20 protein-coding genes and 1 tRNA gene are annotated in these 24,233 nt (G+C 64.4%); 8 read left to right on the top strand and 13 right to left on the bottom strand.

Annotated features, from left to right (window positions below; translation table 11 throughout):
- The 3 genes from AC066Y_RS18885 to AC066Y_RS18875 all read left to right on the top strand — a co-directional run bounded on the left by AC066Y_RS18885 (position 1) and on the right by AC066Y_RS18875 (position 2,623).
- Positions 1 to 681 carry a site-2 protease family protein gene (locus AC066Y_RS18885; protein WP_478275194.1) on the top strand — a complete coding sequence of 227 codons (681 nt, stop codon included), beginning with the start codon at positions 1 to 3 and terminating at the stop codon, positions 679 to 681.
- 101 nt (positions 682 to 782) lie between these two features.
- Positions 783 to 1,190: a hypothetical protein gene (locus AC066Y_RS18880; protein WP_478275324.1), complete on the top strand. Its 408-nt coding sequence runs from the start codon at positions 783 to 785 to the stop codon at positions 1,188 to 1,190.
- A gap of 197 nt (positions 1,191 to 1,387) precedes the next feature.
- Positions 1,388 to 2,623 (top strand): ABC transporter substrate-binding protein, encoded by a 1,236-nt coding sequence (locus tag AC066Y_RS18875; protein ID WP_478275193.1) that lies wholly within the window; start codon positions 1,388 to 1,390, stop codon positions 2,621 to 2,623.
- Between the two features lie 134 nt (positions 2,624 to 2,757).
- On the opposite strand, the gene AC066Y_RS18870 is transcribed toward AC066Y_RS18875, so the two are convergent.
- The 7 genes from AC066Y_RS18870 to AC066Y_RS18840 all read right to left on the bottom strand — a co-directional run bounded on the left by AC066Y_RS18870 (position 2,758) and on the right by AC066Y_RS18840 (position 9,415).
- The gene (locus AC066Y_RS18870; protein WP_478275192.1) at positions 2,758 to 3,549 is read right to left on the bottom strand and encodes a TonB family protein; all 792 of its coding nucleotides are present in this window, start codon (positions 3,547 to 3,549) and stop codon (positions 2,758 to 2,760) included.
- 12 nt (positions 3,550 to 3,561) lie between these two features.
- The gene (gene exbD / locus AC066Y_RS18865) at positions 3,562 to 4,026 is read right to left on the bottom strand and encodes a TonB system transport protein ExbD (RefSeq protein WP_478275191.1); all 465 of its coding nucleotides are present in this window, start codon (positions 4,024 to 4,026) and stop codon (positions 3,562 to 3,564) included.
- Positions 4,027 to 4,029: 3 nt separating this feature from the next.
- The gene (exbB, locus tag AC066Y_RS18860) at positions 4,030 to 5,094 is read right to left on the bottom strand and encodes a tonB-system energizer ExbB (protein WP_478275190.1); all 1,065 of its coding nucleotides are present in this window, start codon (positions 5,092 to 5,094) and stop codon (positions 4,030 to 4,032) included.
- Between the two features lie 3 nt (positions 5,095 to 5,097).
- Positions 5,098 to 5,787 (bottom strand): Fe2+-dependent dioxygenase, encoded by a 690-nt coding sequence (locus AC066Y_RS18855; protein WP_478275189.1) that lies wholly within the window; start codon positions 5,785 to 5,787, stop codon positions 5,098 to 5,100.
- A 20-nt stretch (positions 5,788 to 5,807) separates the two neighbouring features.
- A complete protein-coding gene (locus AC066Y_RS18850) occupies positions 5,808 to 8,366 on the bottom strand; it encodes a TonB-dependent receptor (protein WP_478275188.1) in 2,559 nt (852 codons plus the stop codon).
- Positions 8,367 to 8,591: 225 nt separating this feature from the next.
- Positions 8,592 to 8,831, bottom strand: coding sequence for a hypothetical protein (locus AC066Y_RS18845; protein WP_028344615.1), 240 nt, complete (start codon positions 8,829 to 8,831; stop codon positions 8,592 to 8,594).
- Between the two features lie 122 nt (positions 8,832 to 8,953).
- On the bottom strand, positions 8,954 to 9,415 hold the full coding sequence (locus tag AC066Y_RS18840) for a MarR family winged helix-turn-helix transcriptional regulator (protein WP_478275187.1): 462 nt from the start codon (positions 9,413 to 9,415) through the stop codon (positions 8,954 to 8,956).
- A 181-nt stretch (positions 9,416 to 9,596) separates the two neighbouring features.
- Here AC066Y_RS18840 and AC066Y_RS18835 point away from each other — a divergent pair, with 181 nt between their 5' ends.
- The 3 genes from AC066Y_RS18835 to AC066Y_RS18825 all read left to right on the top strand — a co-directional run bounded on the left by AC066Y_RS18835 (position 9,597) and on the right by AC066Y_RS18825 (position 14,528).
- Positions 9,597 to 10,766 carry an efflux RND transporter periplasmic adaptor subunit gene (locus tag AC066Y_RS18835; RefSeq protein WP_478275186.1) on the top strand — a complete coding sequence of 390 codons (1,170 nt, stop codon included), beginning with the start codon at positions 9,597 to 9,599 and terminating at the stop codon, positions 10,764 to 10,766.
- Positions 10,763 to 13,909: an efflux RND transporter permease subunit gene (locus tag AC066Y_RS18830; protein ID WP_478275185.1), complete on the top strand. Its 3,147-nt coding sequence runs from the start codon at positions 10,763 to 10,765 to the stop codon at positions 13,907 to 13,909. The genes AC066Y_RS18835 and AC066Y_RS18830 overlap by 4 nt, the downstream gene beginning before the upstream one ends.
- Positions 13,910 to 14,015: 106 nt before the next feature.
- Complete coding sequence (locus AC066Y_RS18825; protein ID WP_478275323.1) at positions 14,016 to 14,528, top strand: invasion associated locus B family protein; 513 nt, start codon at positions 14,016 to 14,018, stop codon at positions 14,526 to 14,528.
- Positions 14,529 to 14,640: 112 nt separating this feature from the next.
- On the opposite strand, the gene AC066Y_RS18820 is transcribed toward AC066Y_RS18825, so the two are convergent.
- Positions 14,641 to 16,926 carry an arylsulfatase gene (locus AC066Y_RS18820; protein ID WP_478275184.1) on the bottom strand — a complete coding sequence of 762 codons (2,286 nt, stop codon included), beginning with the start codon at positions 16,924 to 16,926 and terminating at the stop codon, positions 14,641 to 14,643.
- A 117-nt stretch (positions 16,927 to 17,043) separates the two neighbouring features.
- Between AC066Y_RS18820 and AC066Y_RS18815 the strand changes: the two genes are divergently transcribed.
- Positions 17,044 to 17,688, top strand: a complete 645-nt coding sequence (locus tag AC066Y_RS18815; protein WP_478275183.1) for a TetR/AcrR family transcriptional regulator — start codon at positions 17,044 to 17,046, stop codon at positions 17,686 to 17,688.
- A 24-nt stretch (positions 17,689 to 17,712) separates the two neighbouring features.
- Here the strand turns inward: AC066Y_RS18815 and AC066Y_RS18810 are convergent, their stop codons facing one another.
- The 4 genes from AC066Y_RS18810 to AC066Y_RS18795 form a co-directional block, all read right to left on the bottom strand.
- Complete coding sequence (locus tag AC066Y_RS18810) at positions 17,713 to 18,120, bottom strand: GNAT family N-acetyltransferase (RefSeq protein WP_478275182.1); 408 nt, start codon at positions 18,118 to 18,120, stop codon at positions 17,713 to 17,715.
- 184 nt (positions 18,121 to 18,304) lie between these two features.
- A tRNA-Gln gene (locus tag AC066Y_RS18805) sits at positions 18,305 to 18,378 on the bottom strand.
- 190 nt (positions 18,379 to 18,568) lie between these two features.
- Entirely contained in the window at positions 18,569 to 18,769 is a 201-nt protein-coding gene (locus AC066Y_RS18800; protein WP_478275181.1) for a hypothetical protein, read from the bottom strand.
- A 176-nt stretch (positions 18,770 to 18,945) separates the two neighbouring features.
- Positions 18,946 to 21,438 (bottom strand): penicillin-binding protein 1A, encoded by a 2,493-nt coding sequence (locus AC066Y_RS18795; RefSeq protein WP_478275180.1) that lies wholly within the window; start codon positions 21,436 to 21,438, stop codon positions 18,946 to 18,948.
- A 563-nt stretch (positions 21,439 to 22,001) separates the two neighbouring features.
- On the opposite strand from AC066Y_RS18795, the gene AC066Y_RS18790 reads away from it, so the two are divergent.
- The gene (locus tag AC066Y_RS18790; protein WP_478275179.1) at positions 22,002 to 22,337 is read left to right on the top strand and encodes a hypothetical protein; all 336 of its coding nucleotides are present in this window, start codon (positions 22,002 to 22,004) and stop codon (positions 22,335 to 22,337) included.
- A 61-nt stretch (positions 22,338 to 22,398) separates the two neighbouring features.
- Here AC066Y_RS18790 and ggt read toward each other — a convergent pair whose 3' ends face one another.
- Positions 22,399 to 24,105 (bottom strand): gamma-glutamyltransferase, encoded by a 1,707-nt coding sequence (gene ggt, locus AC066Y_RS18785; protein WP_478275178.1) that lies wholly within the window; start codon positions 24,103 to 24,105, stop codon positions 22,399 to 22,401.
- Between the last annotated feature and the right edge of the window lie 128 nt (positions 24,106 to 24,233).

The following is a 24,233-nucleotide window of genomic DNA, read 5'->3' as shown; positions in this document are numbered from 1 at the left end:
TTGAACATTTCCCTTTACGACATCTCCGTCTGGGTGCTGCCACTGGTGATCGCCATCACGTTCCACGAGGCGGCACACGGCTTCGTCGCGCACCGGCTCGGCGACGACACCGCCTGGAAGCTCGGCCGCGTCAGTTTCAATCCGCTGAAGCACATTGATCCGTTCGGGACGCTGATCCTGCCCGCGGTGCTGCTGTTCGCGCATTCGCCGTTCCTGTTCGGCTACGCCAAGCCTGTGCCGGTGAACTTTCGCAAGCTGAGCCATCCCAAGCTCGACATGGTGTGGGTGGCGCTGGCCGGACCGGTCATCAACATCATCCTGGCGACCGCGGCGGCGCTGGCATTCCACGCGCTGCCATTCGTGCCGTCCGATGCGGCACAATGGACCTCGGACAATCTGAAAAACGCCTTCCTGATCAACATCGTGCTTGCGATCTTCAACATGATGCCGATCCCGCCGCTGGATGGCGGCCGGGTCGCGGTCGGACTGCTGCCTCGGCCGCTGGCGGTCCCGCTCGCCCGGCTGGAGCCCTACGGCATGCTGATCCTGATCGGGTTGTTGATCCTGCTGCCCGTGATCGGCAGGCAGATCGGCCTAAATCTTGATGTTATTTCAACGATACTGCGAACTCTGACCGGCTATGTAATCAACGCCCTTCTCCTCGTTACCGGAAACACATAGCCTTTGATCTGGCGCATAATCTGGCCGGAAATCGATGCCACTTTCCGGATCATGCTCAGGGATGGGAACGCTTCGAGGCCATGGTGATCAAAGCTGCCGATATGCTGATTGCACGACGCGCCGACACCCGCGCGCGGGCTGACTTTGCAACCTGGAAGATGATGGCGAAGCTGAACGGCGCCTCTGCCCTGCCGCCGGAGGCGCAGAATTTCCTGGCCATCCACAAGAGGCTGCTGGACCAGATGAGCGACGGCGAGGCCAGCGAGGCGACGATCCAGGAGATGTATCGCACCTACTATGCGGAGATGGGCGGCGCCGGCAAGGCACCCGAGGTTCCGGCACGCTCGCGCGAACCGGCCGCCGACACCGGTAACGTCACCGCGTTCCGCCGCCTGCCCGCCAAGAAGACGGCCGCCGCTGCCCCGAACGCCAAGCGTCCGATGCCGGTGGCGCTGATCTTCGCCTGCCTCGTCGTGGTCTACGTCGCGATCCGCTACTACTGGAAATAGCGCGCTCCGCGCTGCAAGCCATCCCTCGCTTTCATCGTCGACGCGCGCACGCTGCGGCGTCCCGTCGCGCGTCACTGGCCGCTCAATCGCCGCAGCGTGGAATATCGCTCGCGATCGATCGCGCCCGTGCCCTAGGCGATACGCCCGATGCCGGGCATAATGAGGAACTCAAGAACAAAAATCATACTGGAGGGAAGATGAAGCGTTCCATTGCAGCCTCGGCCAAGACAGCCTTGGTGATGATTACGAGCCTCGTGTTCGCCGGCAGCGCGTCGGCGCAGACGATGGACAAGGTCGCCAAGGTCGGCGCCCTCGGCGATCAGTCCGGGCTCTATCAGGATATCGGCGGTCCCGGCTCGACGGTGGCGGCGCAGATGGCAATCGAGGATTCCGGGCTGCTGGCGAAGGGCTGGAAGATCGACCTGATCTCGGCCGATCACCAGAACAAGCCCGACGTCGCGGTCAACATCGGCAAGCAGTGGATCGATGTCGAGAAGGTCGACGTGTTCGTTGATCTCGCGGCCTCCAATGTCGGGCTCGCGATCGCCAACCTCGCCAAGGAGAAGAACGTCGTCAACCTCAACTCGGGCTCCGCCTCGTCCGACCTCACGGGCGCGCAGTGCTCACCGAACACGGTGCACTGGGTCTACGACACCTACATGCTCGCCAATGGCACCGGCAAGGCGCTGGTGAAATCCGGCGGCGACAGCTGGTTCTTCCTCACCGCGGACTATGCGTTCGGTCAGGCACTCGAGCGCGACACCTCAGCGGTCGTCACTGCGAATGGCGGCAAGGTGCTCGGCAGCGTCAAGCACCCGCTCAACAACGCGGACTTCTCGTCCTTCCTGCTGCAGGCGCAAAGCTCGAAAGCCAAGATCGTCGGTCTTGCCAATGCCGGCGGCGACACCACTAACGCAATCAAGCAGGCCGCCGAATTCGGTATCGTCTCGGGCGGCCAGCGGCTTGCCGGCATGCTGCTGTTCATTACCGACATCAACGCGCTCGGCCTCAACGTCGCGCAGGGCCTGAACTTCACCGAGACATTCTACTGGGACATGAACGATCAGACCCGCGCCTTCACCAAGCGCTTCATGGAGCGCTTCAAGAAGAACCCACCGACCATGGTGCAGGCCGGCGTCTATTCCTCGCTGATCCATTACTTCAAGGCATTGGAGGCGCTCGGCGGCAATCCGCATGACGGCCGCGCCGTGGTTGCCAAGATGAAGGAGCTGCCGACCGACGATCCGCTGTTCGGCAAAGGGGCCATCCGGATCGATGGCCGCAAGATCCACCCCGCCTATCTGTTCGAGGTGAAGAAGCCGTCGGAGTCAAAGTATCCGTGGGACTACTACAAGCTGGTCGCCACCATCCCTGCGGATGAGGCCTTCCTGCCGCTCGAGAAGAGCGCCTGCCCGCTGGTGAAGAAGAGCTGAGCCGATATCATCCGGGCCTCGCGAGACGAGCGCCCGGAATCGGCTGGCAGCACATTCGACGCCGAAATGGATTCCGGGCTCGCGACTTCGTCGCGCCCCGGAATGACGCAGGCTCCTGATCGAGCCTCGGCTCGCTACGACTTCGGCTTGTTGAATGTGACGGGAAGAGTGAAGGAGAACTGGTCCTCGGTCAGTCCGGCCGGCGGCGCGGGCACCGGATCGGAACGGTGAACCATCGAGATCGCGGCGTCGTCGAACGCGGCGTCTCCGGACGTTTCCATCACGGCAACGGACAAGACCTTGCCGAGACGATTGAGCACCAGGGCAAGCTTCACCTTGCCCTCCTTGGCTTTGCCGTTCTCCGGGAATTTCTTGTGCAGGTCGAGATAGGCGCTGATCTTCTTGCCCCATTTGGCCGTCAGCGCGAGCTTGTCCCTGCCAATCCCGGGGTTGGGCGCCTTCGTCGTCTCCGACTGACGCGCGTCCTCCAGCTTGGTTGGCGCGGCCGCTTCTGAAGCCTGTTGCGCTTCCTGCGCGTTGGTCTCGACCTTGGCGACCTTGGCCTCGTCCTCCTTCTGCTTCTTGGCGGTGTCCTCCGTCACGATGCGATCGGGGTCGTCGGCCTCCATCGGCTTGGCCTGTGGCAGATCGGTGTCCTTCACCTCCGCCTTCTGCTGCGCCATCTCCTGCACGGCCTGCTGTTCGTCGGCCGGCGCTCCGGGCGGTGCAGCATCATCGGGCACGTCAGGAGAGGCGAGTTCGACGGCGTATTCCGCACCGGCAGCACCGAGCCCTTCGCCGCCGTCGTCGCGCAAATTCGTCAGCGCCAGCGCCGCGCCGCCCAGATGCAGCCCGACGGCCGTCACCGCGGCGATCACCCAGAGCCGCTTCGACGTCCGCAGATCAAGATCGGGGTTGGTGGACATCGCTGTTCGCCGTCAGGGTTTGGCCGGCTCGCCCTGCGCCGCCGCAGGCGCTCCAGGCAGGCCCTCGAGCGCAACCAGCTTGACATGCGTGTAGCCGCCGGCGCGCAACAGCTCCATCACGCCCATCAGTTCGCCATAGGGCACCATGCGATCGGCCCGCAGGAACACGTATTTGTCTCTGCTCATGTCCGGCACCGCATCGAGCGAATTGACCAGGTCGACCCGCTTCACCGCGTTCTCCCCGATCGCCAGCGTCAGGTCGGGCTTGATGCTGACATAGGTCGGCTTGTCCGGCTTCTTCTGCGGCGTCGCGCTGGAGGTCGGCAGATCGATCGGCAGGTCGACGGTCGAGAGCGGCGCCGCCACCATGAAGATGATCAGCAGCACCAGCATGACGTCGATGAACGGCGTGACGTTGATCTCGTGGGATTCCGCGAAATCGTCGTCGCCATCGTTCTCGGAGATCGAGACTGCCATCGCCTACTCCGCCGCCGCGGCGCGCGGATGCGCAGTGCGCGGAACGTCGCCATGGGTGCGATCGAGATCGCGCGACAAGAGCCGTCCCGCCGCGCCCGAGGCGCGGTTGACGAGTTCGAGATAGACCTTCGTGACGCGCGAGAAATGGTTGTAGATGATGACCGCCGGGATCGCCGCGACGAGGCCGATCGCGGTTGCGAGCAGCGCTTCCGCGATGCCCGGCGCCACCACGGCAAGGTTCGTCGTCTGCGACTTCGAAATGCCGATGAAGCTGTTCATGATGCCCCAGACGGTGCCGAAGAGGCCGACGAAGGGCGACGTCGCGCCGATGGTCGCGAGCAGCCCCATGCCGACGCGGATCTTGCGGGCTTCGGCGCGCACGATCTCGGCAAAGCTCGATGCCGCGCGCTCCTTGATGCCGGCATCGCTGGAGATGCCCGCCGACAGTCGTCCCTCGCGCATCGCAGCCGCAATGAACGACGACAGCACGCTGCCCTTGGCGCCGAGCGCGAACTGCGCTTCCGCCAGCGACCGCGATTCAGCGATCTTGGCGAGCGCGCCGCGCAGCTTGCTCTGCGCCACGGTCAGCTCGACCATCTTGGCGATGAACACGGTCCAGGTCACGAGCGAGGCGAAGGCGAGACCGAGCATCACCGCCTTCACGATGATGTCGGCGTTCAGGAACATGTTCCACGGCGACAATTCGTGCAGGCCGGTCGAGGTCGACTTCAGCACCTTGCCGTCGCCGTTCGCCGGCCCGGCCGGCGACGCATCGAGCGCCGTCGGTGCCGGAGCCGCCGCGGCGGGTGTCGGCGCGGCCTGAGTTTGCAGGGCCTGGGCTTGCGGCGCAGCGGGCGCCGGCTGGGCCACCGGCGCGGTCTGGGCAGCTGCCGCTGGCTGGGCCTGCGCAGCCGGCGGTTGGGCCACGGGAGCGGACTGGGCCCGGGTCACCGGCGCGGGCTGCGCGGCAGGCGCCGTTTGCTGCTGCGCCGAAGACGGCGCAGCCAACATCAGCATCGCCAGCGAGGCGATCAGGGCGGATGCAGCGGGGAACTTGAATGTCATCATCAGTTACACTTCAGCCCAGTGGCGGATCAGGTTGTGATAAATCCCGGTCAATTTGACCGTTTCAGGGTCATCGCGGCCCAGCCGCTCCACCAGAGCCTGGATCGCAGTATCGAGATCAAAGATCAGGCTGCGCGCGTGGGCATCCCGTACCATGCTCTGCAGCCAGAAAAAAGACGCTACCCGGGTCCCCCGCGTGACCGGCGTGACCAGATGCAAGCTGGACGCAGGATAAACGACGAGATCGCCTGCCGGCAGCTTAATTTCATGCGATCCATAGAGATCTTCGATGACGAGCTCACCGCCATCGTACTCCTCCGGCTCCGATAAAAACAGCGTGACCGAGAGGTCGGTGCGGATCCGCAAGCCTGTCATTTTGTCGCCCCGCACCGCATTATCGACATGCAGGCCGAAATGGTGCCCGTCGCTTGCGGCGTAGCGGTTGAACAAGGGTGGAAAGATTTGAAGCGGGATCGCCGCCGAGATGAAGCGCGGGCTTGCCGACAACGCCGACAGGATCCGGTTGCCGAGCTGCCGCGCGACCTCGCTATCGGGCGGCAGCTGCTCGTTGCGCTTGACCATCGCTGAAGCAGCCCCCGCGGTCGAGCGGCCGTCCTCCCAATCGCTGGCGTCCATGATGCGGCGAAAGTCCGCCACATCAGCCTTGCTCAATACGTCGGGAATGCAGACCAGCATCTTGTGTCGCGAAGCCTCTGTCAGTAACGCGCAGACACAACCAGATACGCAGCGCGCCCCGGCGCTTCCAGAACGAACGGTGCTGCGCTCTGGTACAGCGCGTCGTAGTAGCGCTTGTCGAAGATGTTGTTGACGAACAGCTTCATGGTCCAGTGCTTGTCGATCTTGGCCTCGGCAAAGGCGTCGAAGCGCCAATAGCTCGGGATCGACGTGCCCTGGTTGGCCGCGAGCAGCGTGCCGCCATAGACCTTCGAGCGGTACACCGCCTGCCCGCCGAGCTCCCACATGTCGGTGAGCTGGTACTTGGTCAGCATGCTGAACGACTGATGCGCGACGTTGGCGAGCGGCAGCCCGACATTGCTCGAGTACAGGATCGTGTTGGCCGGCGGCGCCAGCGACTTCGTCACTGCCGACTGCATCAGCACGAGACCGCCGAACACGCTCCACTTGTCGGTGATCTTGCCGCCCACGCCGAGATCGATGCCGCGGATGCGGTAAGCGGCGCCTGCCGTAATGCAGGACACGTTGCCGGTCGTGTTGGCCGGATAGGTGCAACCCAGTGGGATCGACCCGGCCGGCGTCGTGTTGCTGATATTCTGCGCTTCGCGCGCGTTTTCCTTCTCGGTCTGGAACAGCGCCGCCGTCACCAACAAATGCCGGTCGAACAATTCCCACTTGGTGCCGACCTCGATGGCCTTGTTCTTTTCCGGCCCGAAGATCTGGTTGTTGCCGCCGGCAAGAACCGGATTGATGCCGCCATAGGCGGTGCTGGTGCCGTCGAACTCGGCGCCGACCGGGTTGGACGAGGTCGCGTAGGCCGCATAGACGCTGCCGTTCGGGAGCGGCTTCAACGTGAGGCCGACGTTGAAGTTGGGCATCCCGAACTCGGCCGATTGTCGGCCGAGGGTGCCATTGGTGGCATAGGCGGAGGTGTTGATGCTGTAGTCGTCGTAACGGACGCCGCCATTGAGAATGACGAAATCGTTCCAGTTGGCGGTGTCCATGATGTAGCCGCTGACCGTATCGATCCCGATCTTGGTCGGCATCCCGGACAGCCCCGAGGGAATCGGGAACGGAATGTTGGTGTATTGCGGATTGAACACGCTGACGCCGGAGAGCGAGCCGCTTCCCGTGAAGGCCGATGTGCCGGTCGTGACTTCGGAGCTCAGCCCGAGATATTTGTCGATCGACGACCGCTCGTTGTCGTATTCGACGCCGGCCGTCGTCGTATGCTTGAAGCCGAGCCCGTCGACCGACTTGTAGGTCGCCTCGGTCTGGTTGGCGAACACGTCGGTGACCTGATAGCGGCTCTGCGGATTGAGACTGAGCGTGGAGGCCGACAGCGGATCCTTCAGCACGGGGCCTTCAGGCAGCGTGCCGATGTAGTTCTGGGTCGAGCGCGATTCCCTGATCTTGTTGCTGATCACGAGGTCCGGCGTGACCTGCACCTCGGCGTTGATCGTGCCGATGTCCTGCCCGGTCCTGAAGAAGTCGCGATTGACGAAGCCGTAGAAATTGTTGCGGTTGACGCCGAAATCCGGGAACGGGCCGCCTGCCGTGCTCGCCGTGCTCGGCCGGTAGTACGGCACGCCGAAATCCGGGATGCCGGTGAGCTCGGTGTGAATATAGTTGCCGGTGATCTTCACCGCATCGACCGGCTTCCAGGTGCCGGCGACGAACGCGCCGTCGCGGTTGTCGGTGACATAGCTGCGGCCGGCGACGCCGGCATCCTGGAACAGGCCGCCGGCGCGGATCGCCAGCGTCGGGCTGATCACCTGGTTGACATCGAGCGTCACCCGCTTGGTGCGATCGGTGCCGAAGGTGGTGTCCATGTTGTAGAAGCTGTTCTCCGTCGTCGCCTGCTTGGTGACGATGTTGATCGCGCCGCCGGTGGTACCGCGGCCGGCAAAGGACGAGCCGGGACCGCGCAGGATCTCGACCTGCTCGGTGAAGAAGTTCTCGCGGACACTGACGCCGGCATCGCGGACGCCGTCGATGAAGATATCGTTGCGCGCGTCGAAGCCGCGGATGAAGAAGCGGTCGCCGAACGCGTTGCCGCCCTCACCCGTGCCGAGCGTGACGCCAGCGGTCGACAGGATCGCCGATTTCAGCGAGGTCGCGTTCTTGTCTTCGAGCACGTCCTTCGTCAGCACCGTGACCGACTTCGGCGTGTTCAGGATCGGTTCGGGAAACTTGCTGGATGCCTGCAAACGGTCGCCCTTGTACGGCGCAGCCGGATCGGCATAGGGGTCGCGGTCGGCGGGAAGACCGCCGGCGTTGGGAAACGGCACAGGCGCCTGCTGGGCCTGCTGGTTGGCGCGCCGCGCGGCGCGGCGCAGCGCATTGCGGGCGCGGACCTGGTCCGATGTCGGCTTTGACGAGACGGGCTTCGGACGAGCGACCGGGGCATCGACATTCACCGGCGGCAGGTTGGTCTGCTGCGCCTCAGCCCCCAAAAACGACGCCACCGCGATCAAGCTGGCGACAGCGGAGACCTTCGTGGCGGAATAACTGGTATCATCAGCCGAACCGATCGCCGCATCGAAGCGCAGCGATCTCGGCGCCTTCACATTGCTCATTTCATGCACGCCCCAAAAAGCGAGTCCGTTCGCGAAATCACCGTGCGACGAACTGTCTCTTTCGGTTATCGAGCGCGCCTTTGTTTGTCAATGCGATCAGCGCCACAGTCTGCTTGAATCGCCCCAATTCAAAGCGATTCTAATCTGTGGTTTGAAACCGTTCTAAACTTGAGTTTTTAAGCGTTCTAATAATGGTTCTAAATCGGTGCCGAGACGCCTCGCCGATCATTCGGCGCTTGGTGGCTTCATCAGCGAGAACAGCTCGTCGATGGTCCGCTGCGCGACCTGCCGCACGCGGTCGCTGTTCTCGAGGCCGGCGATATTGACGCCGTTGACGACGGCTTTGATCTCGTCGCGGAAGTCGGTGAGAAAGCGCAGCGGGTCACGCTGCTCGTTGGCGACACGCGCGATCAACCCCGTGACCAGGATCTGGCATGCCATCATGCGTCCGTTCAACTCATCCATCGCTGCCCTCATCCTGTCGCATCGTCGCTGCGCGATATGAACGACATCCCGCGGCGTTTCAACCGCGTCGCGCAAATTGCATCAGGTGAACAGATGGAGAGCAGGTCGCGGCGACGCTCGCGCTATTTCGCGGCGATGTCCGCGGCATCCTCGCCGAGCGCCTTGATGCGATCCTTGACCTCGCGCAGCGTGGCCAGTCCGCTCTCGACATGTTTGTCCGATACGTCGCGGAGCACGTCGCCGGCGATCGCATCGCGCAGACTGTCGAGATCGTCGACGAGGCGGCGCCCGCTCTTCGTCAGGAACAGCCGATTGGCGCGGCGATCCCGGGGATCGGGACGGCGTTCGAGCAGGCCATGTTCGACGAGGCGGTCAAGCAGCCGCACCAGCGAGATCGGCTGCAACTCGAGCACGTCGGCAAGGTCGACCTGGGACAATCCCTCCTGCTCGCGCAGGCGGAACAGCACGATCCATTGGGCCCGCGTGGTGCCTCGCGCCTTGGCGCGATGATCGATATAGTTGCGCAGCAGCCTCGAACTCTCGACGAGCTGCGCAATGAACTGGCGTTTGAGATCGAGCGACATAGGGTCCTCGGTGGGTTTCCCAGACAGAATATTTCTGCTCGTTTCTGGCCTAAACCTTTCCGAATGTTTAGGATTCTCAAGCCTTGGTGTGTTTACACATTAAGTGCACGCATATTATATCCGCAAGCTCTGTGAACCGTTTCGATCACCCTTTATTGTTACGTCGAACCCAAGAGTCCGTATGTCAAAGTCACGCACCATCGGTTGGGTTTTAGTGATCGCTGCGGTCGGCGCGGCCGGTTATTTCGGCTGGCAGAAATACACGAGCAACCAGCAGGCGGCAGAAGCCGCGCAAAAGCGTTCCGCCCAGCGCCCGGCCGTGCCGGTCAAGATCGCGCCGGTCGAGAAGGCCGACTTCCCGGTCTACCTGACCGGCCTCGGCACGGTGCAGGCATTCAACACCGTTCAGGTCCGCACCCGGGTCGACGGCCAGATCACCAGGATCGCGTTCAAGGAAGGCCAGTTCGTCAAGGCGGGCGACACGCTGGTCGAGATCGATCCGCGGCCCTACCAGGCGACGCTCGACCAGGCCAAGGCCAAGAAGGCCCAGGACGAGGCCAACATCGCCAACGCCAATCTCGACCTGCAGCGCTACACCAAGCTCGGCGAGTTCGCGACACGCCAGCAGCTCGACACCCAGCGCTCCACCGTGGCCCAGCTCACGGCCCAGATTGCGGCCGACGATGCCGCCATCTTCAATGCCCAGACCCAGGTCGACTACGCCACCGTGAAGTCGCCGATCGACGGCATCGTCGGCCTGCGACTGGTCGATATCGGCAACATCGTCAATGCCTCGGCGGCGACCGGCATCGTGACGATCACCCAGATCGAGCCGATCACGGTGATCTTCACCGCGCCGGAAGACCAGCTGCCCGATATCAAGGCGGCACTGGCCGTTGCGCCGCCCAAGACCATTGCCCTGACCACCGACGGCAAGCGGGTGCTGTCCACCGGAACCCTGGCGCTGATCAACAATCAGGTCGACACCACCAGCGGGACTGTCCGGCTGAAGGCGGTGTTTGATAACAAGGACCATGCGCTGTGGCCGGGCCAGTCGGTCTCGACCCGGCTTCTGGTCAGAACCTTGAAGGATGCCACCGTCGTCCCGGATGACGCGGTGCAGCATGGCACCGAAGGCCTGTACGCGTATTCAGTCAATCAGGAGAACAAGGCCGAGCTTCGCAAGCTCAAGGTCAGCCAGTCGATCGACGGCAAGTCGGTGATCGAGGATGGCCTGTCGCCGGGACAGCAGGTGATCACGGCGGGCCAGTACAAGGTCTCGCCGGGAACCCTGGTGACGACGGCGGTGGCGAGCACGGACCCGTCCCAGTCGAAGGTTACGCAGGAATGAGCGACGGAATTTCCGCACCATTCATTCGCTTCCCAATCGGCACCTCGCTGCTGATGGCCGGCATCCTGTTCGTCGGCCTTGTCGCCTATCCACTGCTGCCGGTCGCGCCGCTGCCGCAGGTTGACTTCCCCACCATCCAGATCACCGCGACGCTCCCGGGCGGCAGCCCGGAGACAATGGCAACTTCGGTCGCCCAGCCGCTGGAGCGCCAGTTCGCGCAGATCCCCGGCATCGCACAGATGACCTCGACGAGCTATCTGGGCACGGCGTCGGTCACGATCCAGTTCGACCTCAACCGCTCGATCGACGGCGCCGCCAACGACGTGCAGGCCGCCATCAACGCCGCCAGCGGCCAGTTGCCGAAGAACCTTCCCTCGCCGCCGACCTATCGCAAGGTCAACCCGGCGGACGCGCCGATCATGCTGCTGTCGGCAACCTCCGACACGCTGCCGCTGACCACGGTCAGCGATTCCGTCGACGCCCAGCTTGCCCAGCAGATCAGCCAGATTTCCGGCGTCGCGCAGGTCATCATCGGCGGCCAGCAGAAACCGTCGGTTCGCGTCCAGATCGACCCGGCCAAGCTGGTCGCGAAAGGCCTGTCGCTGGAGGACGTCCGCGCCGCGATCAACATCGCAACCGTCGACAGCCCGAAGGGCAATATCGACGGCGCCACCCGCGCCTACACCATCTATGCCAACGACCAGCTGCTCACGGCGGACCCGTGGAACGACGTCATCATCGCCTACCGCAATGGCGGGCCGCTGCGCATCCGTGACATCGGCCAGGCCGTGACCGGACCTGAGGACGCCAAGCAGGCCGCCTGGGCCAACGGCAAGCGCGGCGTGTTCCTCGTCGTGTTCAAGCAGCCCGGCGCCAACGTCATCGACACCGTCGACAAGATCAAGGCGACGCTGCCGCGGCTGGTGGCGGCGATCCCGCCGGCGATCAAGATCGAGGTCATCTCCGACCGGACCACCACGATCCGCGCCGCAGTGGAGGACGTCCAGTTCACCCTGCTCCTGACCATTTTCCTGGTCGTCATGGTGATCTTTGCCTTCCTGCGCAGCTTCTGGGCGACCGTCATCCCTGCCGTGACGGTGCCGCTGGCGCTGCTCGGCGCCTGCGCGCTGATGTGGGTGTTCGGCTACACGCTCGACAATCTGTCGCTGATGGCGCTGACGATCGCGGTCGGCTTCGTGGTCGACGACGCCATCGTGATGCTGGAGAACATCAGCCGCTACATCGAGGAAGGCGAGAGGCCGATGGCCGCCGCCTTCAAGGGTTCCAAGGAAATCGGCTTTACCATCGTCTCGATCAGCATCTCGCTGGTCGCGGTGCTGATCCCGCTGCTTTTGATGGGCGGCATCATCGGCCGCCTGTTCCGCGAATTCGCGGTCGTGCTGGCGATGACGATCTTCGTCTCGATGTTCGTCTCGCTGACGCTGACGCCGATGATGGCCTCGCGCTTCCTGCGCGCCCACAACGAGGAGAAGCACGGCCGCTTCTACCAGCTCAGCGAGCGCGGCTTTGACGCCATGCTGCGCGGCTATCAGAGCGGGCTCGACCTCGCGCTGCGCTGGAGGTTCACCACCCTGATGATCTTCTTCGCGACGCTGGCGCTGTCGATCTACATGTTCGTCATCATCCCGAAGGGCTTCTTCCCCCAGCAGGACGTCGGCCTGATCACCGCGACGTCGGAAGCTAGCCAGGACATCTCGTTCGCTGAAATGAAGGGGAAGCAGGAGGAGCTCAGCAAGATCGTCATGCAGGATCCCGGCGTGGCGACGGTCGCGATGGCGATCGGCGGCAGCGGCCGGGCCGGCAACAACGGCAACATGTTCATCACGCTCAAGCCGCTGAACGAGCGCGATGCCAACGCGCAGCAGATCATCGCCCGCCTGCGGCCGAAGCTCGAGAAGGTGCTCGGTGCCCGGCTGTTCATGCAGGCCGCGCAGGACGTTCGCCTCGGCGGCCGCCCGACCCGCACCCAGTTCGAGTTCACGCTGCAGGATGCCAACCTCGCCGAGCTGAACGAATGGGCGCCGAAGATTCTCGGCAAGATGCAGACGCTGCCGCAGCTGCGCGACGTCGCCACCGACCAGCAGACCAACGGCACCACGGTCGAGCTGAAGATCAACCGCGACACCGCCTCGCGCTATGGCATTCAGCCGCAGCTGATCGACGACACGCTCTATGACGCGTTCGGCCAGCGTCAGGTGACGCAGTACTTCACCCAGCTCAACAGCTACCACGTCATCCTCGAGGTGCTGCCGGAGCTGCAGGGCTCGGTCGACACGCTCAACAACATCTACATCAAGTCGCCGTTGACCGGCGAACAGGTGCCGCTGTCGACCTTTGCGAAGTGGACCACCGTTCCGGTGCGGCCACTGTCGATCAGCCACCAGGGCCAGTTCCCGGCGATCACCATCTCGTTCAACCTGGCGCAGGGTGTCGCGCTCGGTCAGGCGACGGAGGCGGTGCAGAAGGCCATGATCGACCTCGGCGCGCCGCCGACTCTGAGCTCAAGCTTCCAGGGCACCGCGCAGGCGTTCCAGCAATCGCTGTCGACCGTGCCGCTGTTGATCCTGGCGGCGCTCGTGGTCGTCTACCTGATCCTCGGTATTCTCTACGAGAGCTACATCCATCCGATCACCATTCTGTCGACGCTGCCCTCGGCCGGCGTCGGCGCGCTGGCGATCCTGATGTCCGCCGGCTTCGACTTCTCGCTGATCGCGTTGATCGGCATCATCCTGCTGATCGGCATCGTGAAGAAGAACGGCATCATGATGGTCGACTTCGCGATCGCCGCCGAGCGCGATCAGCACATGGAGCCGGTGGCGGCGATCCGCCAGGCCGCCCTGCTCCGCTTCCGCCCGATCATGATGACGACGATGGCCGCGATGCTCGGCGGCGTGCCGCTGATGCTAGGGACCGGCACCGGCTCCGAAATCCGCCAGCCGCTCGGCTACGCGATGGTCGGCGGCCTGATCGTCAGCCAGGCGCTGACATTGTTCACGACGCCCGTGGTTTATCTCTATCTGGACAGGCTCTCCAACGCGTTTGCGAACTGGGGCCGCTCGCCGCCCGCCGACCACGATGCCGACGATGGCGAGGATCGGTCGGTCAAGCAGGCCGCCGAGTGACTTGACTTTTGCCCGCATACCGGCACACCCGAAAGATGTTCGTTTCGGAGCCGGTATCGTGAAGATTGTCGCAAAATCGCTCTTCGTCCTGTTCACCGTGTTCGGCATGGCCGGCCTCGGCCACGCCCAGGTCCCTAAGGGCAAGAATGCGCCCGCGCCGGTTCCGGCAGCTGCTCCCGCGGCTCCTCAAGGTGACGCCCCGGCCGGGAACAATACCGGCTGGGTCGCGCGCTGCACCAGCGCGAGCCGCGACGCGCCGCTCGAATGCGCGATGGAGCAGACCGCTGTTCTCACCAAGACCGGCCAGCTCATCGTGCTGGTCAATATCCGCGTTCCCGGCGACACCCGCGCGCCGGTTGCGCTGATCCAGCTTCCACTTGGGTTGAACCTGCCCGTCGGCGCCAAGCTGCAGGTCGACGACGGCAAGGCCGTCGATGTGCCGATCCAGACCTGCGAGGCGCGCGGCTGCTACATCAATGCGCCGATCGCGGCCGATGTCCTGACCCAGCTGAAGTCGGGCAAGCAGCTCAAGGTGTCGTTCCAGAATCTCGGCAAGGAAACCATCAGCATCCCGATGCCGCTCGCAGATTTCGCGACGGTGTACGACAAGATCAAATAATAGCGCGGAATTGTAGGGCGGGTTAGCGAAGCGTAACCCGCCGCCCTGCCTCGAGAGAAATGGTGGATTACGCTTCGCTAATCCACCCTACGCCTACGACGCTGGCGTTCGTCTACTGCCGCGCCATCTGCGCATTCCCGACGCCATCGCCATCGAGCTTCTGGTCGTCATGCATGACGACCGTCACCTGCAACAGCTTGCCGGTGAATTCGAACGGCCCCGCGTAGTGCGAGACCGGACTGCCGCGATCGCGGCCGATGTCGAGTCCGGACCATGAGATGAAATTGTGGAAGCCGAGCTGGGTCTGCATCGATCCCACCGGCTCGCCGTCGATCGTCAGCGTGTATTCGGTGACGCCGGTCCGCGCGCCCTTGACCGGCGGCTCCTTGCGCAGCAGCCGCTTGACATGCACGCCGAGCCGATGCGCGCCCGCAGGCACCTTGCGGCTGGAGGTGACGAGTTCATGGCCGCCGCCGACATTGAGGTCGTGCACCAGAAAGCCATCCTTGATGTAGAGGCTGTAACCCGAGGTGGCGTCGCCATGCGCGATCAGCACGCCGCTCGCGCCCTCGGCGATCTCGACATGCGCCTCGATGGTGTAGCTGCGGCTGCGGACATCCGGCGCGACATCGGTCGGCACGTGCCCCATGCCGGCATGAAAGGTGAACTTCGTCCGCGCGCCGTGAAAGCGCGCCGCGTTCTCGGCAAAGCGCGGCCCGAAACGATCGTCGAGCGGCAGCACGTTGTGCGCCTCGGCCTCGCTCCACCACTGTTTTGTCATCTGCTCCAGACGTTCGGGTTCCTTCGCTGCGAGGTCATCGACCTCGGAGAAATCCTGATCGAGATGATACAGCTCCCATGTGTCGTTTTCGAACGGCGTGCCGGAGGGATGAAACGACACTGCCTTCCAGCCGTCCTTCCAGAGACCGCGATGGCCGAACATCTCGAAATACTGCGCCGATGTCTTCGACGGCGCCGCGGCGTCGTCGATCGACCGCGCAAAACTCTCGCCTTCGAGCGGCATCTGCGGGCAGCCCGCGACCTCGGCCGGCGCGGAGATCCCGATCAGATCGAGCAGCGTCGGCGTCAGGTCGCAGGCGTGCACGAATTGATGACGCAGTTCGCCTTTGGCCTCGATGCGCTTGGGCCAGCTCATCACGAAGGGATCGCGGATGCCGCCGCCATGGGTGTTCTGCTTGTAGCGCCGCAGCGGCGTGTTCGAGGCCATCGCCCAGCCGTGCGGAAAGTTGGAGTGCGTGTCCGGCCCGCCGATGTCGTCGATCCGCTGCAATTTCGCCGGCAGCGGCTCAGGCCGGAAGTTGTACGGCCCCATCGCGTTGACGAAGCCGAGCGGCCCGCCCTCCTGGCTCGCGCCATTGTCGGACATCACGATGACCAGCGTGTTGTCGCGAATGCCGGCCTTGTCGAGGAAAGCGATCAGCCGCGCCAGATGCCGGTCGGCGTGGTCGAGCATGCCGGCATAGGCCGCCTGCAACCGCGTGAAGACGCGCTGCTCGTCGGCCGAATGTGCGTCCCACGCCTTCACGCCGTCGTTTCGCGCCGGCATCTGGGTGGCTTCCGGCACCAGCCCCATCGCCTTCTGACGCGCCATCCGTTGCGCGCGCTCGACGTCCCAGCCATGGGCAAAGGTTGCGTCATAGCTCTTGATGATATCGGCGGGCGCCTGATGCGGCGCATGGCAGGCGCCAAGCGCAAGCCACGTCAGCCACGGCAGATCGGGACGATCGGCCACGTGATCGGCGATGAAGCGGATCGATTGATCGACCAGATCGGACGTCAGATGATAGCCGCTCTCGTATGTGCCCGGAGGATCGATCTGGGTGTTGTCCGACACGAGCTCCGGCGCATATTGATCGGTCTCGGCGTCGAGGAAGCCGTAGAAGCGATCGAAGCCGCGGCCGAGCGGCCAGCCGTCGAACGGACCGGTGGCGCCGCTCTCGGTCAGCGGCGTGACGTGCCACTTGCCGACCATGTAGTTGCGATAGCCGTGCTGCCGCAGCATCTCGGCAAGCGTCCCCGCCTCGCGCGCGATCTTGCCGCGATAGCCGGGATAGCCGGAATCGAAATTGGCGAGGCAGCCGACGCCGACCGAATGATGGTTGCGCCCGGTGAGCAGCGCCGCGCGCGTGGTCGAGCACATCGCGGTGGTGTGGAAGCCGCTATAGCGCAGGCCCTCGGCGGCGAGCCGGTCGATGGTCGGCGTCCGGATCGGTGAGCCGTAGCAGCCGAAATCGGAGAAGCCGACATCGTCGAACAGCACGACCAGGATGTTCGGCGCGCCGGCCGGCGGCTGACGCGCGTCGGGCCACCACGGCTTCGAGGTCGCAACCGTCTTGCCGATGCTGCCTCCGAACGGCGGCTTCCGATGCTCGCTCATGGCGCTCTCCCTGTCCTCGCCGCGGCTGACCCACCGCCCGTTCCGGCACGATGCGGCCGGATTGCTTCAAATGATAATCCGAATTATGATTATGAAAATCAGGAGACGCAAGCGCAAATGCCGCGGCTTTCGGACCAGTTCGATCTTCCCGGCGTCACCCCGTCGCGCCAGAAACGCAGCCGCGAGACGACGCTGGCGCTGCTCGATGCAGGCGCCGAGCTGTTGCGGACGCGGAGCCTTGCGGAGTTGTCGATCGAGGCCTTATGCGGCAAGGTCGGCGCCACGGTCGGCGCCTTCTACAGCCGCTTCGAGAGCAAGGAAGCCTACTTCAACGCCCTGATCGCGCTGGCGGCGCAGGACGGCGCGCGGCATCTCGCCCGGATGGACAGTCCCGCCGGCAATCTCGCGCTCGAGGACCTCTGCCGCCGCGTCGTGTCGGGCGTCATCGGATGGATCCGCGCCCATGAAGGCGTGCTGCGCGCCGCGCTCCAGCACGACGACACCAGGCCGGACAAGTGGACCACCTTCAAGAGCCTCGCACGCGCGACCACCGAACACGCCACCCCACTCCTGCTGCCTGCGATGGGCAAGGGCCGCAAGGCGGCGAAGACCCGCACCATCGCCTTCGGCTTCCAGGTCGTGTTGGGCACACTCGTCAACGCGATCCTCAACGATCCCGGCCCACTTTCGCTGCACGACAGGGAGATCGAGCAACGGCTGGCCGATTGCCTCGCGCTGCTGCTGAAGGCGGAGATCAGATAGCGCGCGGCAGGCGTTGGCCGGCCGCTATCGCTCGCGCTTGTAGAGGAACGCGTTGTCCGGCTGCGGCATGCCGATGGTCTTGTAGAACCCGATCGAGTCGGGCGCCGACAGCAACAGGCACATCGATTCAGGTCCGGCGTGGCGCCGGGTTTCCGCGATCAGGCGCTTGCCTATGCCATGCCCCTGAAATTCTCGATCGACCGCAAGGTCCGACAAATAGCAGCAATAGGCGAAATCGGTCAGCGCGCGCGAGACGCCGACGAGCCTGGACGCCTTCCGCGCCGTCACGATCAGGTTCGCATTGGCGATCATGCGCGCCATGCGGTCGGCATCCGCCAGCGGCCGCCGCTCGCCGAGGCCCGACTGGCGCAGCACCTCGATGAACTCGTCGACGCCGATCGACGGTTCGCGGGCATAAAGAATTTCGTTCATTACCTTCAACCTCTGTCGCAACAAGCTGCACCACAGGCGCGAGACCATGGTGGATTACGCCGGGCTAATCCACACTGGACGCCGTGACGGCACAAGCCATCTCACGTGCGGCACGCCATCGGGAGCCGGCCGCAACGAGCAATCATCGGGATTTCAGAGGATGGTCGGGGCCACGGAGGCAGATTGGCTGGGGAACCTGGATTCGAACCAAGACAAACAGAGTCAGAGTCTGTTGTGCTACCGTTACACCATTCCCCAAGAATTGTCCGTGGTATCAACAGCTTAGCTGGATGACTGGACATCTCGGTACAGCGGGTTCGCCTGCCAAATCAGCGCCCGCGCGAGTGCGACCTTCTACCCGCTTGGTCCCACGCTTGGCAAGCATTGATGGCGTGGAATGGACGTGAAAATCGCGGCCGGGACGAGCGATCAGCGTTCGGCCAGAGGTTTACATTTCAGCGAGCAGTTCAATCAGCACTTCGGGGCAGGCTGCAAGCAGCGGCCCAAGGCCAAATCCTGCAGTGCCGAGCGCGATGGCACCAATCCAGCTGTGCCACGCCGATCCAAGGACCGCGCCCATCAGGGTTGCGGCCCCAACCACGAGAACGGTCCAGATCAGCCGTACTACGACAAGCAGCGCCTTGATCATCGCGATCCACGGCTCAACATGCGCGGACGCGAAAGGAAACACCGCGCTTCAGGGGTTCTCCGGTCGAGGCCTCAATTTTGGGTCGGCGTCGCGCGCGGCACGTTCAACCACGGCGGCGTGATGCGCCCTGACAAAGCGCCGCACCACCCGAACCGCGAATGCCCTGCCGTTTGGGCTCAATACAGCCCGCTTGGACTGGACTGCATGACCGCACGGCCCGCGTCCGGCGGGATAGCCTGCTGGGTCCCGTCGATCACGTCGGTGCCGGCGACCAACGTCGGATCATAGAACGGCGGCGCCTGGCCCGGCTTGAAGGCTTCGAGCACCACGCCCCGGTTCTGACCAGGCGTGGCGCGCAGGCCGGTCTTGGCATCGACCAGCACCAGCCGGATGCCGACCGGCTGCTTGAACGGGGTGGCGGGCTTGTCGGCCAGCGCGAGCTTCAGGAAGTCGCGCGCGATCGGCGCCGCGGTGTGGCCGGCCTGCGCGTTGCGGCCGAGCGAGCGCGGCTTGTCGTAGCCGACATAGAGACCGACCACGAGGTCCGGCGAGAAGCCGACGAACCAGAGGTCCTTGGCCTCGTTCGAGGTGCCGGTCTTGCCGGCGAGCGGTTTGCCGACGTCCTTCAGCGCGGTGCCGGTACCGGCCTGAATCACGCCTTCCATCAGCGAGGTGATCTGGTAGGCAGTCATCGCGTCGAGCACCCTTTCGCGGCGGTCGACGAGCTGCGGCTCGGGCTGGTTCTTCCAGCCCTCCGGCGCGTCGCAGCCGCGACATTCGCGCTGGTCGTGCCTGAAGATGGTGTGGCCGTAGCGGTCCTGGATGCGGTCGATCAGGGTCGGCTTCACGCGGACGCCGCCATTGGCGATCATCGAATAGGCCGTGGCCATCCGCATCACCGTGGTCTCGCCGGCGCCGAGCGCGTAGGCGAGATAGTTCGGCAACTCGTCATAGACGCCGAAGCGCTTGGCATACTCGCCGATCACAGGCATGCCGATTTCCTGCGCCAACCGCACGGTCACGGTGTTGAGCGACAGGCGGAGCGCGTTGCGCAGCGTGACCTGGCCCTGATACTTGCCGGTGGAGAAGTTCTCCGGCCGCCAGATGTTGCCCTGCCCCTGGTCGATCTCGATCGGCCCGTCGATCATCACGGTCGATCCGGTGTAGCCATTGTCGAGCGCCGTCGAATAGACGATCGGCTTGAAGGTCGAGCCGGGCTGCCGATAGGCCTGCGTCGCCCGGTTGAACTGGCTCTGGTCGAACGAGAAGCCGCCGACCATCGCGAGCACACGGCCGGTGTGCGGATCCATCGCCACCATCGCGCCCGACAGTTCGGGGATCTGGCGCAGCCGGTACTGGCCTTCGACGGCCTTGCCGTCCTTGAACAGCGGATCGGCGTAGATGACGTCGCCGGGCTGCAGCACCTGCGCCACCGATGTCGGCGTCTTGCCCTTGTACGGGCCCGACAGCGCCCTCGCCCATCGCACGCCTTCCAGCGTGACGATGCCGGTCTCGCGCTGCTTGCTGATGGCGCCGCCGAGCTCGCGGCCGGGCTGGAAGCCGATCCGCGCCGACTGGTCGTTGCTCTCCAGCACCACCGCCATCCGCCATGGCGAGATGTCCGAGAGCGACTTGATCTCGGCGAGCGGAACGCCCCAGTCGCTGGTGAGGTCGAGCTTCTGGATCGCGCCGCGATAGCCCTGTTGCTCGTCATAGTTCACGAGCCCCGCCACCATGGCCTTGCGCGCCATCACCTGGACCTTGGGGTCGAGCGTGGTGCGCACCGACAGGCCGCCCTCATAGAGCTTCTTCTCGCCATAGCGCTCGAAGATGTCGCGGCGAACCTCTTCGGAGAAATATTCGCCGGCGAAGGTGTGCGCGCCGTTGCTGCGGTTGGTCACCGTCAGCGGATCCTTGCGCGCCTTGTCGGCATCGGCAGCGGTGATCCAGCCGTTCTCCTGCAGGCGGTCGATCACGTAGTTGCGCCGCTCGATGGCGCGCGCGCGGTTGCGTACCGGATGCAGGCTGGCTGGCATTTTCGGCAGCGCCGCCAGATAGGCCGCTTCCGAGATCGTCAGTTCGTTGACGGATTTGTCGAAATAGACCAGCGAGGCCGCCGCGATGCCGTAGGCACCGAGGCCGAGGTAGATTTCGTTGAGATACAGCTCGAGGATCTTGTCCTTGGAATAGGCCCGCTCGATTCGCATCGCCAGCAGGGCTTCCTTGATCTTGCGGGTGAACGACACCTCGTTGGTCAACAGGAAGTTCTTGGCGACCTGCTGGGTGATCGTGGAAGCACCCTGCGGACGGCGGTTGGAACCGAAGTTCTGGATGTAGGAGACGCCCGCACGCGCCATGCCGGTATAGTCGATGCCGCCGTGCTCGTAGAAATTCTTGTCCTCGGCCGCGAGGAACGCGTTGATCACGAGCTTCGGCACCGCCTGGATCGGGAGGTACAGCCTGCGCTCCTTGGCGAATTCGCCCAGCAGCGATCCGTCGGCCGCGTGCACGCGGGTCATCACCGGCGGCTCGTAGTTCTGGAGCTGCGAATAGTCGGGCAGGTCCTTGGAAAAATGCCAGAACAGCGCTGCGACCGCGGCGAGACCAGCCAGGAACAGGATGGTTCCTGCGGTGAACAGGAACCCGAAGAACCGCAACAGAAATTTCATCGACCAGATTTTCCGTGGCGAATACGTCGCTCGTTCTGAGTGCGCTGCGTGCCACTTAGGCCGCCCGGTATATCGGTCGCACCATGGACCTGCAATTCAACACAGGAGAATTAAAGCGCGCCAGGCGTCAAACTTATGCCATAGAGCCCGGCTCGGGCGCGCAGCCAAATCAGCCCCTCCCGGCTCTTCGGACGCTCCGCAGGACTGCATCGCCCCAGCCTTCCGTCCCTCGATTCGCCGCGCGCTCGGCGGACGGCATGCCGGTCACCACTCGCTGCGCTTGCGCGGTGAGCCGCTTGCGAAAGAAAAGCGCGGGCCGGACCGAGTGCTAGCACTACCCGGCTGCCGTTCGAGGTGCCGTGTCGTCAGAAACCAGTGGACAGTGCCGGCCGGCCGACAGGATCAATGGTTTGTTAACCATAACTACCGCAAGTTGTTGTCACACACGCGACTCGCGAGGGCTGGTTTGCATGGCACTGCGCGGATTTAGACGGCCTTTTCCGGCCGACCCGAATGTCCTCGGATTTCCGAGACCTCCCACATCGGCGATGGGCACGGAAGCCTTGGACCTCGTCTATCAGGCGGCGGACCTGTTCCGCAGCATCGAGGACCGGGCCCGTGCCGGCGAGGCACGCGCCGAGGCCGCCGAGCAGGCGCAGCTCGAAATCATCGCTGCCACCGAGCGCAAGCTGAGGGATGCGTCCCGGGCGCTCGAGGAAGCCCGACGGCGCATCGAGTCGCAGCAGGAGCAGCTCGATGCCGCCGAGTTCCGGGCCCAGGCCGCCGAAGCCGAGGCGCGTGAAGCCAGGCAATCGCTGGCCCTGGTCGAGGATGCGATCCGCCGGCGCCTGCTGCTCACGAGCGGGCACGACGACGGCAGGTCGACGGCCGTCGCCTGACGCACCACGGGTTTTGCAAGCGGCGCTCCCTGGCTGTCCCGGCGCGATCGCGCAACGACAATCAGTAGCCGGCGGCAAGCCCCGAATTGCGGCGCGGATCGTTCGCCCCATAGAAGCGGTTGTTGCCGACCGGCTTGCCGTCCAGCGACGGCGCCCCGATGATGATGACCGCGAGGTGATTGGCAGGCTGCGGCGGCCCGAACTTCTGGCCCATGCCTTCCAGAATCTTCCGCGTGTCCGGCGATAGCGTGAAGTCCTCGAGGTTGGTCGCCTCAGGAAGCCATTGCTGGTGGAAGCGCGGCATGTCCACGGCTTCCTGTGCGTTCATGCCATAGTCGATGGCATTGATCATCGTCAGCAGCACGGCGGTGATGATGCGGCTGCCGCCCGGAGTCCCCACCACCATGACCGGCTTGCCGTCCCTGGTGACGATGGTCGGGCTCATCGAGGACAGCGGACGCTTGCCGGGGAAGATGGAATTGGCCTCCCCCTGCACCAGGCCATAGAGGTTCGGCACGCCGACCTTGGCGGTGAAGTCGTCCATCTCGTCGTTCAGGAGCACGCCGGTCTTGGCCGCGGTCACCTTGGCGCCGAACCAGTCGTTGAGCGTGTAGGTCACCGACACCGCGTTGCCGTCCTTGTCGGCGATCGAATAGTGCGTGGTGTTGCTGCCCTCGTGCGGCGGAACGCCTGGCTTGATGTCCTTGGACACGCCGGCCTTGGCCGGGTCGATCACGGCGCGGATCTTCGCGGCGTAGTTCTTGTCGAGCAAACGCTCCAGCGGATTCTTCACGAAGTCGGGGTCGCCGAGATAGCTGTTGCGATCGACATAAGCGTGGCGCATCGCCTCGATCTGGTAGTGCACCGCCTGCGCGGAATGGTAGCCGAGCTCCTTCAGGGGATAGCCCTCGAGGATGTTCAGGATCTCGCAGATCACCACGCCACCCGAGCTTGGCGGCGGCGCCGAGACCACATGGTAGCCGCGATAGTCGCATTCGACCGGCGCGAGCTCACGAACCTTGTAGTTGTCGAGATCCTCCTGCGTCAGCAGGCCCTTGCCGGCCTGGCTCGAGGCGACGATCGCCGCCCCCACCCAGCCCTTGTAGAAGCCGTCGGTGCCGCGCTTGCTGATCTCGCGGAGCGTTTCGGCGAGTTCGTGCTGCGTCAGCCGCTCGCCGACCTGGAACGGCTTGCCGTTGTTGAGGAAGATCGCGGCCGAGGCCGGATCGTCCCGAAAATCCTTGGTCGAGGTCTGCAGCATGCTGACGTCGCCCTGGTCCAGCACGAAGCCGTCCTCGGCGAGTTGCAGCGCCGGCGCGATGACGTCCGCGCGCTTCATCGTGCCGTATTTCTCGCGTGCATATTCCATGCCGGCCACCGAGCCGGGCACGCCGACGGCGAGATGCCCCTTGGTTGACAGGTCATTGATGACGTTGCCGTCCTTGTCGAGATACATGTTGGCGGTGGCGCCGTTCGGCGCCGTCTCGCGGAAATCCAGGAAGGTCTTGCGGCCGTCGGCAAGCTGGATGGTCATGAAGCCGCCGCCACCGAGATTACCGGCCGCGGGATACGCCACCGCCAGCGCGTAACCGACCGCAACCGCGGCGTCGACCGCGTTGCCGCCCCGCTTCAATACCTCGATGCCGACCTGCGTCGCGAGATGCTGCGCGGATACCACCATGCCGTTCTCGGCGGCGACCGGCGCAACCGACGCGGCGTGGCCGGGAGCTGACGTCGTGACGCCGATCGCGACAATGGCCGCGACCATCCATCGCGCGCCCGTTTGTGGATTTCGCATTGGAGTTCCCCCGATTGCGCCGTTTGGGTGCGGCGTATGTTCCTTCTATCGGAGCGAGCAAGTGTAGCAGGCCGCGCGCCCGCGCACTATAGGCTCGT

It is taken from the genome of Bradyrhizobium sp. USDA3010 (assembly GCF_056429065.1).
This window is presented reverse-complemented; position numbering and strand designations above follow the sequence as displayed.